Source organism: Microbacterium sp. H6 (assembly GCF_003314775.1).
In the GTDB taxonomy this organism is placed as follows: Bacteria; Actinomycetota; Actinomycetes; order Actinomycetales; family Microbacteriaceae; genus Microbacterium; species Microbacterium oxydans.
The window spans coordinates 1-10697 of sequence record NZ_QOAY01000058.1 but is presented as its reverse complement, the minus strand read 5'-3'; the positions used below and the strand labels follow the sequence as shown (position 1 = coordinate 10697).

The 10697-nt window shown below is 67.2% G+C and carries 12 protein-coding genes; 3 read left to right on the top strand and 9 right to left on the bottom strand.

All coding sequences use genetic code 11. The features are described 5' to 3' along the window. A partial coding sequence (locus DSP71_RS21910) for a hypothetical protein (RefSeq protein ID WP_181800661.1) occupies positions 1 to 400 on the top strand: 400 nt, incomplete at its 5' end. A gap of 42 nt (positions 401 to 442) precedes the next feature. Here DSP71_RS21910 and DSP71_RS24510 read toward each other — a convergent pair. From DSP71_RS24510 to DSP71_RS03580, 4 genes are all read right to left on the bottom strand, one after another. Further along, the gene (locus tag DSP71_RS24510; protein WP_113680378.1) at positions 443 to 2386 is read right to left on the bottom strand and encodes an ATP-binding cassette domain-containing protein; all 1944 of its coding nucleotides are present in this window, start codon (positions 2384 to 2386) and stop codon (positions 443 to 445) included. Position 2387: 1 nt separating this feature from the next. After that, a complete protein-coding gene (locus DSP71_RS03590) occupies positions 2388 to 3608 on the bottom strand; it encodes a peptidoglycan-binding domain-containing protein (protein WP_113680377.1) in 1221 nt (406 codons plus the stop codon). 63 nt (positions 3609 to 3671) lie between these two features. Continuing rightward, complete coding sequence (locus DSP71_RS03585; RefSeq protein ID WP_147251189.1) at positions 3672 to 4562, bottom strand: hypothetical protein; 891 nt, start codon at positions 4560 to 4562, stop codon at positions 3672 to 3674. Positions 4563 to 4573: 11 nt separating this feature from the next. Next, positions 4574 to 5020 (bottom strand): peptidase inhibitor family I36 protein, encoded by a 447-nt coding sequence (locus DSP71_RS03580; protein ID WP_113680375.1) that lies wholly within the window; start codon positions 5018 to 5020, stop codon positions 4574 to 4576. Between the two features lie 235 nt (positions 5021 to 5255). Between DSP71_RS03580 and DSP71_RS03575 the strand changes: the two genes are divergently transcribed. Both DSP71_RS03575 and pnuC read left to right on the top strand, forming a co-directional pair. Next, a complete protein-coding gene (locus DSP71_RS03575) occupies positions 5256 to 5795 on the top strand; it encodes a GNAT family N-acetyltransferase (protein WP_113680374.1) in 540 nt (179 codons plus the stop codon). A gap of 2 nt (positions 5796 to 5797) precedes the next feature. Beyond that, positions 5798 to 6511, top strand: coding sequence for a nicotinamide riboside transporter PnuC (gene pnuC / locus DSP71_RS03570; protein WP_113680373.1), 714 nt, complete (start codon positions 5798 to 5800; stop codon positions 6509 to 6511). A 60-nt stretch (positions 6512 to 6571) separates the two neighbouring features. Here the strand turns inward: pnuC and DSP71_RS03565 are convergent, their stop codons facing one another. The 5 genes from DSP71_RS03565 to DSP71_RS03545 all read right to left on the bottom strand — a co-directional run. Next, the gene (locus tag DSP71_RS03565) at positions 6572 to 7933 is read right to left on the bottom strand and encodes a heparan-alpha-glucosaminide N-acetyltransferase domain-containing protein (protein WP_147251188.1); all 1362 of its coding nucleotides are present in this window, start codon (positions 7931 to 7933) and stop codon (positions 6572 to 6574) included. Between the two features lie 128 nt (positions 7934 to 8061). Then, positions 8062 to 8799 (bottom strand): amino acid ABC transporter ATP-binding protein, encoded by a 738-nt coding sequence (locus DSP71_RS03560; RefSeq protein WP_113680371.1) that lies wholly within the window; start codon positions 8797 to 8799, stop codon positions 8062 to 8064. Continuing rightward, positions 8796 to 9662, bottom strand: coding sequence for an amino acid ABC transporter permease (locus DSP71_RS03555; protein ID WP_058631961.1), 867 nt, complete (start codon positions 9660 to 9662; stop codon positions 8796 to 8798). Before DSP71_RS03555 ends, DSP71_RS03560 begins: the two co-directional genes overlap by 4 nt. Beyond that, complete coding sequence (locus DSP71_RS03550; protein WP_046748567.1) at positions 9659 to 10510, bottom strand: ABC transporter substrate-binding protein; 852 nt, start codon at positions 10508 to 10510, stop codon at positions 9659 to 9661. Before DSP71_RS03550 ends, DSP71_RS03555 begins: the two co-directional genes overlap by 4 nt. Positions 10511 to 10589: 79 nt before the next feature. Next, positions 10590 to 10697 (bottom strand): cupin domain-containing protein (locus tag DSP71_RS03545; RefSeq protein ID WP_147251187.1); only part of this gene is annotated, 108 nt, incomplete at its 5' end.

The following is a 10697-nucleotide window of genomic DNA, read 5'->3' as shown; positions in this document are numbered from 1 at the left end:
CCTGCACGCTCCGCAGCGCATCAACATCCTGCTCGCGATGACCGTCGCGCAACTCGTGCAGGCGCTGTTCTTCGCCGGGCTCCTCGCGGCGCTGCTGATCGTGATCGGAGGCATCGCGATCCCCCAGGGCGTCGTCGGCATCTGGCTCGGTCCCGGCAGCGCCGCCCAGCCGCTCGCGGTGCAGCCCCTGGAGTTCTTCGGGGCGAAGCTGCCGCTCACCGTCAACCTGCTCAAGGCCGCCACTCTGCTCGCCGTGATCGCCGCCCTCCCCTTCGTGTTCTCCGCTGTGAGCGAGGCACGCTACCGGGAGCGGTTCTTCGACCCGATCATGGCCGACATGCGGCGAGCGATCCTCGTGCGCGAGGCCGTCAGCACGACACCGGCGCGCCGCTCCTCGTAACTGTTCGGCCGCAGCGCGCCCGCACGACGTCCAGCAGGGATGTCAGCTGCGGAGATTCTCGGCGGGGCGCAGACGCGCGGCGCGGATGGAGGCCAATCCACCTCCTCCGGCGCCGACGATCAGGCCGACGGCAATGGCGATGGGAAGCAGCACGATATCGAACACGGGCGCCCATCGTTGGCTCACTGTGACGACGAGGATTGCCGCCATGCCGAGCACGAGACCTGCGGCCCCTCCGACGACACCGACGATTGCGGATTCGAGGGTGATGAGTTCCCCGATCTGTCGGTCTCGGGCTCCGAGCGCTTTGCGCATGCCGATCTCACCCCGGCGTGCGTTGACAGCGAGGAGCGTGGCGTTCATGAGTGCGGCGATCGCGACGATCAGCGCGAGCAGCGTGAACGCGGTGAGGGTGGCCTGCACCCCTTGTTCGACCTGTCCTCTCAACTGTGCAGAATCGGTCGGCGCAGCGACGACGATCCGGTCCGGCTCGTACGGGTTCAGTGCCGAAGGCAACTGCTTGGCGACCTGCTGCGCTGCGCCGGAGGAAGTCACGGCCAACATCGTCACATCGACGGCCCCTTTCGCCGTGATGTCTTCGCGGGGTCCGACGACCACTTCACCGCGGAGCAGGGGGAGACGCGAGGACGTGGTGATGATGCCGGCGACGACATAGGTGATGCCATCAACCGAGATCGTGGGGGCGCCGTCGATGCTGCTGAGTTGCATGTCCTTCGCGAGAAGATCTCCGACGTAGGCCTCACCGGCAGCCAGAGGTCCCTCATGCCACGGTGCCTCGTCGACGGTGAGACGCGCAGCGCCGACGATGTCTCCGATGGCGACGTGCGGCCGGATCTGGCGTGCCTCCGCGAACGTCGAGACCGTGCTGACATTGAGATCGATGACGACCGCGGCTGCATCCACTCCGCTGAGTCGCTCGATCGCCTGCGGAACCTCCTCGGGCGGAAGCGAGTGCTTGGCTCCCGTCGACCACGTCGCCGAGACCTCGCGGTTCAGGTGAGCATCGAACGTGGCGGACACTTGGGCCCGTGCCGATGCCGAAAGCCCGAGGGTGGTGATCGTCAATGCCACGGCAATGGCGACGGCGAGCCCCTGTCCGATCGATTGGTACTTTCTCGACATCACCGACGCCCAGGCGTCGCGCAGTATGTCGGCGAGTCGGATGCGCCCGGTGAGCTGCGCCTGCTCGTCGTCGCCCGGAACAGGGAAGGGCCCCTCGTCGACTGCAGAAGCCAGCGACCTATCCCCGGACTCTTTGGGTGCCGGATCCGCTCCGGTGCCGGGCTGTCGCTCGTCGGACACGATCGCCCCGTCGGCGATGTGGACCACACGACGCGCCCGGGCCGCGACCTCAGCCGAATGAGTGACGACGACGACCGTCGCCCCGTCGCGATTGATGCGTCCAAGCTCGTCCAGAACACGAGCGGCGTTGACCGAGTCGAGGTTTCCGGTCGGCTCGTCGGCAAGGATCAGTTTCGCGTCCCCGGCGATCGCCCGGGCGATCGCGATGCGTTGACGCTGCCCGCCCGACAGCGTCGAGGTGCTCTGGAACGCGCGTTCCGCGAGCCCGACAGAGTCGATGGCGCGGAGGACACTCTCACGCCGCTCGACACGCGGCACGCCCCGGTAGAGCAGGTTCAGCTCGACGCTGTCGACGGCTGATCTGGCCTCGAGAAGATGGAAGGCCTGGAACACGAATCCGATCGTCCGTGCCCGCACGCTCGCCGCACGGCGGCCGTCGCCGGCACGAGCCTCCTCGCCGTCGAGAACATAGCTGCCCGCCGTCGGGTCGTCGAGGAGACCCAGAATGTTCATCAGTGTCGTCTTGCCACCGCCCGATGGCCCGACGATCGCAACGAACTCCCCCTGGTCGATCTCCAGGTCGATACCGCGCAGTGCATCGACATCGGGCCGACCTGCCGACGAGTACGTCCGACGCACTCCCCGTAACTGAATCAGCGTCACGTCAACCGACTCGAACCAGGTCGCCGGTCTCCAGGGCGCCTTCTTCGAGCGGCTCGACGGCGACCTCGCCCTGCAGTGTGCCCAGGACCGTGACCGGCACCTCGAAGAGCGTTCCGTCCGCCTGCTGCTTTGTCAGAACAGTCTTGTCAGGCCCTCGGTCCGAGACTGCGAGAACCGGGACGATCAAAGCGTCCTCGGCCACGATCTGCTTGACCACTGTCACCCGCGCCCGCCCGGCCGATCCCGGCAGTGCTGCGTTCGGGACCACGGCGAAGGTGACCTCGGGCGCTGCCTGTTCCGCGTCCCCATTCGAGCCCGTTCCCTCTGGGTCTTCGGCCGAGCCGGAGGGGCGGATGTCCCCCACGGTGCCCTCGACCTCAGTGCCACCGATCGAGATCACAGCCGCGTCGCCTGCGACCACATCCCCGAGATCGGTGACGGGAACCGTGATCGTGACCACCAGATCCGCCGACCCGAGGATGAAGTCCGGCACGCCCTCCGCCGCCAGACGCTGTCCGACCTGAACGCCCTGCACGACCTGAGCGGACGCCGAAGGCATCGCCAGAATTTCGGCGACAGGAACATACCCCTCAGCAGTCGGCACCTTCGCGCTCGTCTCCGCCGACTTCTCGCCCTCTCCCGGGCTCGTCTTTTCTGCCGCGGCACTGCGAGTGGGGGCTTCATAGCCGCTGTCCTGATACCAGCGCTTCACCGCCGTGGCCGTCTCGCTTCCGAATCGCCCATCAGCGTTGAGCTGGTACGACCGCGCCACCAGTGCGGCCTGTAATGCTTCGACATCCGGTCCACGATCCCCGACGCCCATGTCGCGATAGAAGGAGAACGCCGATTGCACACCGAAGAGAGGACGCCCATTGACCTCGGTGAGAACCTGCCCCGAAGAAGCGGTTGCACCCGTCGCCAATGGGCGTCCGGTGACGACGGTGAGCGACGCATCCGCGACCGGAAGCACCGTCACCGGAGTCTGCGTCGACGGCCCCGCCTGCCCGGTGAAGCCGACCTCTCCATCCAGCGAACCCTTCGCAACTTCCGCGAAGACCGGCCCGGGGGCGGGCGCCTTGGCGTTGGCCTCCTGCTGCGCCGACGACTGGAACTGCGTGGCAAACCAGAATCCCGCACCAATCAGCGCCACGATCAGCACCACGGCGATCACGACGATCCAGCGGGACCGTCTCGCCGTTTCCGGCACAGCTACTTCATCCATCGAACTCTCATTGCTCACTGATCGGCCAAGGCTCGTTACCGAGCCAACTCTCGCGCCGCCTCTCTAGGGCGCGGCTGGCGCGTTCTCCGCCACGATCGTCAACAGCTTCTTCTTCCGTTCGATCGCGTCCGCACGGATCCGATCGAGCTTGTCCCTGTTCTCTGCGACGAGCTTCTCCTGCTCCTCCCAATTCCGCTCGTACCAGAGCGAAGCCCACCCGCTCGACTCCTGGCACTCCGCATCGGCAACCGCCGCAGCAAGCTCCTCCACCGAAGGCTGCGAGTCCGATCCGGTCACCGCACCCCACTTCTGTCTCTCAGCGGAGGGAGCTCCTTCCCAAGGCTGCTCCTGGGTCACCGCGTAATCCACCCGTGGAGTCAGACACTCCCGCCAGGCCTTCACCGCCTTGGCCACATCCGGATCCTGCTCCACGATGATCATGGCCTGAGCCGTCAGTTCCGAAATGTAGTTCCGTCCGTCAAAGTTGGAGAGAGAGCTCTTGTCTTTCGCGCGGATCTTGTCGGTGCAGGCCACGAGCGCGTCATCCAACTCCTGATTCGGAAAGTAGGAATCGACCGTCTCAGTGAATGTCAACCACAGCTCCGCGCTCTCCGGATCATCCAGCCGCGCGAAGTGGTAACCCCATTTCTTCGCCAGTTCCAGATTGAACAACCGCAGATCCACCTCGTTGACGTCTTCCGCACGGGGGAATTCCGTGTCCTGCCACGGCACCGGCCACTCATACCCCTGCGCACCCAGACAATCCGAGATCAACAGCTGCTCCGCGTAGTTGTCCAGTTCCGGGGAGTACACCACGAACTCATCAAGAGGCATCTTCCACGCAGCTTGATTCTTCACCCCCGCATCCGCCTCACTGCCCGGCGCGGTGCACCCCGCCAGACCCACGGCAACCGTGACCGCAAGGGCGGTCGTCACGAACAGGCGGCCACCCATACGCGGACAGGTCACCGGCATAGGGCCGAACCGACACTGCTCCGAGTGGTTTCGAAATAGCCCGACTCGATGTCATCGTTAAAACTCCCCACGTTCCCAAAGCCGCCCCCTCGCGGGACGAACAAATACGCTCCCGCCTGGCTCGGCCCTCTGTAGAGGTAGGAGTTCTGGGATCGACCGTTGTTGAAGGTGGACGAGATGACGTTGCCGTAGGACCTCCAGCCGATGGCCATGACATCCACGCAGTTCGCGAACTTGTGCGTGGACGGCTGCTGCCATGCGTCGTTGGTGTATTTGTAACCCGAGTAACTGCACGTGTACCCGGATGGGCAATCACCCGGCGCGGCTGCGGCAGGGCCTGCCAAGGCGAGAACTCCCACACCGGACAGGACGAGGGCGATCAGCGCGCTGGCCACTCGTGTGCGCCCGGTCGTGCGACGCGCGTGTTCCAAAGACATGAGATCCTCCGATGCACCCGCCGACTAAAACAATACGTTCTACACAGTACGCATGGTCTTTGCGCGAGTCTGTAGGCCGTTCGGGGGACAAGAGCGGCGACGGCGCGCCGCTCCCCGTAACTGTTCGGTCGCCGCGCACCCGAACGCCGCTGCTCCTGCTAGCGTCGGCGATGCGCACCCGAGCGCCGATGAAGGATGCGCACCCGAAGCGCAGAAGAAGAGAGACCGCCCGCCGATGACAGCCGTGCGAATCAGGGATGCCGAGACCGCCGACCTCGAGACGATCACCGCGATCCACAACCATGCCGTGCTGCACACCACCGCGATCTGGAACGAGGAGGCGGTCGACCTCGCCGACCGCATCTCCTGGCTCGCCGATCGCACGGCCCGTGGCTTTCCGGTCATCGTGGCCGCCGACGACACCGGGGTGCTGGGCTACGCCTCCTACGCGCAGTGGCGCCCGCACAGCGGATACCGTCACACGGTCGAGCACTCGGTGTACGTGCGGGACGGCCAGCACGGTCGGGGCATCGGCACCACGCTGATGACGGCCCTCCTCGAGCGTGCCCGCGCCGCCGGGATGCACGTGATGATCGCCGGGATCGAGAGCGGCAACGCGGCCTCCATCGCCCTGCACGAGCGCCTGGGGTTCGTCGAGGTCGGTCGAATGCCGCAGGTCGGCGCGAAGTTCGGACGCTGGCTCGATCTGAGCATGCTGCAACTCGTGCTCGACGATCGCCCCGAACCCGGCACCGAACCCCGCACCGGATCCTGACGATGGACCTGCTGCAGTGGTTCGTCGAAGCCTTCAACTCGCAGTGGATCCTGCCGGGCGGGCAGACCCTCCTCGTGCGTGAGGTCGTGGGCAACGCGTTCGGCCTCGCGAGCGCCCTCGGCGGGATGCGCCGCAAGGTGTGGGCGTGGCCGGTCGGCATCATCGGCAACCTGCTGCTTCTCACGGTCTTCCTGGGCTCAGCGCTGAGCCCCGACCCGTCGCTGCCGCACCTGCTCGGGCAGGCCGGTCGGCAGATCATGTTCATCGCCGTGGCCATCTACGGCTGGATCCGCTGGCGGAATCTCGACGGCGGGCGAGTGGTTCCCCGCTGGGCCCCGACGAGCGCACGCATCGGCATGGTGCTCGTGATGATCGTCGGCACGGTCGCCCTGACCCCGCTGTTCCGTCTGCTCGGATCGTGGGAGCCGGTGTGGGCCGATGCCTGGACGTTCGTCGGATCCTTGCTCGCGACCTACGGCATGGCCAAGGGCTGGACCGAGTTCTGGCTGATCTGGATCGCCGTCGACGTGGTCGGCGTGCCGCTGCTGTTCAGCTCCGGCTACTACGCAACCGGCTTCATGTACGTCTTCTACGGTGTCTTCACCGCGGTCGGCTTCGTGATCTGGTGGCGGGCACAGCGCACGGCCGCACCGCCGATCGAGATCCTGCCGCCCGACCCGAGCCCACGACGTCCGGAGGAGGAAGAGCTCGCCTGAGCTCCGCCCTCCCCCGGCCCTTCCGCCTCGCTCTCGCCCCTCCTCGAAACGAGGCAGTCCTCAGGCCCGGCTCTTCCCCTTCACGGTCAGCGCCATGACATCGGCCGCACGCGCCGTGAGCCGTTCGAGCGGACCCTTGCCGACCGTGCGCGTCCAGACGAGTGCGCCGGCCATCATCAGCAGCGACAACGCGATCCAGGGAAGCACCGGGTTCGGGAGCCAGGTCGCCGCACCCGCCAGGATGAGGATCGCCTGGATGACGTAGCCGGTGAGGGGCACAGCACCATAGGCGGCCAGTGGTGCCACCGCCCACCTCGCGTAGCGGGTGACGATCAGGCACAGCCCGAGGATCGCCACCGCGAATCCGCCGGATGCGAGGATCTCGAGCACCCCGCCGGAGTGGGCGGAGAAGTTGGTGACGGCCTCGAGCATCTTCGCCGGCGGGTCCTGCGACGCCACCCGGTCGAAGTACGACTGGCCGTCGACGTCGCCACCGCCGTCGCCACCGAACAGCGAGGCCTTCTCGGGCGCGAAGCAGGCGACGATGCCGTCGCTCGTCTGGCAGGTCAGCCCGGAGATGTCGACCTCGTCACCCGGGACCATGCTCATCGAGCCCGGAACTGAACCCGAACTCGAGCCGGAGGCGGAGCTCGACGTCGTGACATCCTGCTGCGGCGGCGTGAGCAGCCCACCCAGCGTGTATCCGCCGATCGCCACCAGCCCACCGTAGACGAGCATGACCACCGCCGTCTTCACGCGGGTCAGATCGAGGCGGCCGATCACGAGGCCTGCGCAGAGCAGCGCCGCCCAGACCGTGATCGGGTACGTGCCGAACAGCACCAGCGACAGCCCAGGGCCACCCAGATCCGGCGAGAGCGTGCCGATCAGAGCGAGCAGCGGAGGACCGAGGATGCCGAGCGCCGCCCCCGCGATCACCAGCACCCTGGTGCGCAGGTGCACCGTGAACGCCGCCAGGATGTACAGCACGCCGTACAGCGTGAGGATCACGGCGATGCCGGAGCCCAGCAGCTCGACCAGCAGCCCGATCACGAAGATCGCCGCTCCTCGACCGACCAGGCGCAACCGGATCTTCCGCAGCTCGTCCGCAGTCGCGTTCTGCGCACCGCCGGTCATCAGCGCGAGAGATACCCCCGCCAGCAGGGCGAACAGGATCGAGGAGCGCCCGTTGACGATGTCCAGCCACGTCGACGGATCCGAGAGAGTGAAGTCGGGACCGCTCGCGACCATCAGGTGCGCGCCGAACATCCCGACCAGCGCGAGTCCGCGCGCGACATCCACGCCGACGATACGGCGCCTACCCGTGGAGGTGGCTCCTCCGCGTCGCGGACGGTCGCCGGAGTCTGCGACCGAAGCGTCCTCCGTCGGCGCAGGGAATGACGGGATGATGTGGGGCGTGCTCAAAGGAGACCTCTCGAGGATTCAGCGGAGATCTCAAGCTCAACACGAACGCCCGAGGGCACACATCCACCCTCAGTACCGCTTCTATCCGTCGATCGGATGAAGTCGGCGCGTGCGGGTCCTAGCGGGTGTCAGTGCCGCACGCGGGCCAGGAACTCCGCCGTGGCCGGCTGCTGCGGGGCGTCGAACACCTGCGAGGGCGGACCCTGCTCGACGACCACGCCGTGCTCGAGGAACACGATGCGGTCGGCCACCTCGCGGGCGAACGACATCTCGTGGGTGGCCATCACGATCGTGGCGCCCTGGACCTTCAGCTCGCGCACGAGGTCGAGCACCTCGCCGACCAGCTGCGGGTCGAGCGCGCTGGTGATCTCGTCGAGTAGCAGCACCTCGGGCTGCGTGAGGATCGCCCGCACGATCGCGACGCGCTGCTGCTGTCCGCCCGAGAGCCGGTCGGGGTACTCGTCGGCCTTGGCGCCGAGCCCGAGCGTCTCGAGCAGCGCGCGCGCCTTCGCCCGCGCCTCGGCCTTGCGCATCCCGTGCACGCGGACCGCGGCGAGCGTGACGTTGTCGAGCACGGTGAGATGCGGGAACAGGTTGAAGTGCTGGAACACGACCCCGATCCGCCCCCGTACGGCGTCGGCATCCACCCGCGGGTCGGTGATGTCCTCCCCCGAGAGGAAGATCTGCCCGTCGTCGACCCCCTCGATGAGGTTCATGGTCTTGAGCAGCGTCGACTTGCCCGAACCCGATGCGCCTATCAGCACGACCACCTCGTGCGTGCCGACCGAGAGGTCGATGCCGCGCAGCACGTCGTGGTCGCCGAAGCGCTTGCGCACGCCCTTGGCTTCGATCACCGGCACGCTCATACGACTCCTCCGGCCTGCTCGCGCTTGTTCAGACGTGCCGTGACGACGTCGGTCAGGCGGATCATCGGCCAGCTGAGCACGATGAACATGAGGCCGGCCACGACGTAGGGGGTGAAGTTGTAGGTCTCGGCGACCATCAGTTGCGCGGCCCTGACGGCATCGACCGCACCGAGGACGGAGATCAGACCCACGTCCTTCTGCATCGACACGAAGTCGTTCATGAGCGCGGGGACGACCTTGCGCACGCCCTGCGGGATCACGACGATCCGCAGCGTCTGCCCGTGCGTGAGTCCGAGCGAGCGCGCGGCGATGCGCTGCGAGGGGTGCACCGCCTCCATGCCGGCCCTGAGCACCTCGGCGACATAGGCGGAGTAGGTGAGGACCAGGGCGATCGTGCCCCAGAACATCGCGGGCATGCGCGGGAAGATCCCGAGCGCGGGGATGCCGAAGCCCACCAGGTACAGCACGATCAGCAGCGGGATGCCGCGGAAGAAGTCGGTGTACGCCGCGGCGAGCGCACGCAGCGGGAAGAACACGGGGCCACGCAAAGAGCGCAGGGTGGCAAGGAGCGTGCCGAGGATCGCGACGCACACCACCGCGATGACGAGCACGAGCAGGTTGACGAGCAGCCCCTGGAAGATCGGACCGATGCTCTCGAGCGCCACCTGGGGGTCGAAGAACGTCTGGCTGACGATCGCCCAACCGGGGGTGTTGACGACGACGACGATCAGCACCACGGCGAGCGCGAGGCTGCTGCCGAAGGCGATCAGGACCGAGCGCGTGGTGGCCCGGCGCCGCAGAGCGCGGCGTGACAGCTCGAGCTCGCTCGGCTGCCACTCCGCGTCGACGGGCGTCGAGGTCATTTCAGGACGGGGACGTCGACCGCGTCGCTGAGCCACTTCTGCTGCAGCTCGTCGAGCGTGCCGTCTTCGCGCAGTGCATCGACCGCCTTGGTGACGTCGGCCGTGAGGGCGGAGCCCTTGGGCAGCACGATGCCGAAGTCGTCTCCGCCGTTCGCGTCGGCGAACTGTCCGGTGACCACGCCGTCGTCGAGCTGAGCGCCGACGACGTAGAAGGCACCGGGGAGGTCGGTGATCATGGCGTCGATCTGACCGCCCTTGAGCGCGAGCACGACGTCGTCGACCGAGTTGAAGACGCTGAGGTTACCTTCGCCGAGCTGAGCCTTCGCGACCGTGTAGCTCGTGGTGCCGCTGGCGACGCCGACCTTGGTGGCCTTGAGCTCGTCGATGGTGGTCGCGGATGCGGCGGGCGAATCGCCCACTGCCACGACGGCCTGGGTGGTCGTGTAGTACGGCGACGAGAAGTCGACGGCCTTCTTGCGGTCGTCGGTGATGGAGAACTGCTGCAGATTGATGTCCCAGTCCTTGGGACCGGGAGCGATGGCGCCGTCGAAGGTGGTGCGCACCCAGACGATGTCGTCGGCCGCGTACCCGAGCTGCTCGGCGACCGCGTTCGCGACCGCGCCCTCGAAGCCCTCGCCGTTGGAGGGGTCGTCGTCGACGAACCACGGCTCGTAGTTGGGCTCGCCGGTGGCGATCGTGAGCTTGCCCTCGGTCACGGTCGAGAGGCCCGACCCGTCACCGCTGCCGGAGTCGGAGGACGGCGAGGTGCACGCGGAGAGAGTGAGCGCGATGGCGGCGGCCGCAGCGGTGACGGCGGCTGCGCGGCGGAGGGAGAGGGCGAAGGGCACGATGACTCCAGGGCGAAGAAGGGTAGGGAGGAGAGCGCGGGGCAGGGCGGGTCCGCCAGGTGTCGAGGCGGGTCTGCCTCTACAGAGTAGGCGATGCGGCGAGTCGCCAATCGGCGAAGTCGAAACCTGGCGACACGAAGCACGACACCAGCACCTCGTCGGCGTCGAGCGGCCGCGCGGCCTGCCA

Coding starts and splice junctions, on each gene's coding strand:
- DSP71_RS03580 (WP_113680375.1), bottom strand. CDS start 5,020: ATGTCTTTGGAACACGCGCGTCGCACGACCGGGCGCACACGAGTGGCC.
- DSP71_RS03560 (WP_113680371.1), bottom strand. CDS start 8,799: ATGAGCGTGCCGGTGATCGAAGCCAAGGGCGTGCGCAAGCGCTTCGGC.
- DSP71_RS03590 (WP_113680377.1), bottom strand. CDS start 3,608: ATGGATGAAGTAGCTGTGCCGGAAACGGCGAGACGGTCCCGCTGGATC.
- pnuC (WP_113680373.1), top strand. CDS start 5,798: ATGGACCTGCTGCAGTGGTTCGTCGAAGCCTTCAACTCGCAGTGGATC.
- DSP71_RS03555 (WP_058631961.1), bottom strand. CDS start 9,662: ATGACCTCGACGCCCGTCGACGCGGAGTGGCAGCCGAGCGAGCTCGAG.
- DSP71_RS03585 (WP_147251189.1), bottom strand. CDS start 4,562: ATGGGTGGCCGCCTGTTCGTGACGACCGCCCTTGCGGTCACGGTTGCC.
- DSP71_RS03575 (WP_113680374.1), top strand. CDS start 5,256: ATGACAGCCGTGCGAATCAGGGATGCCGAGACCGCCGACCTCGAGACG.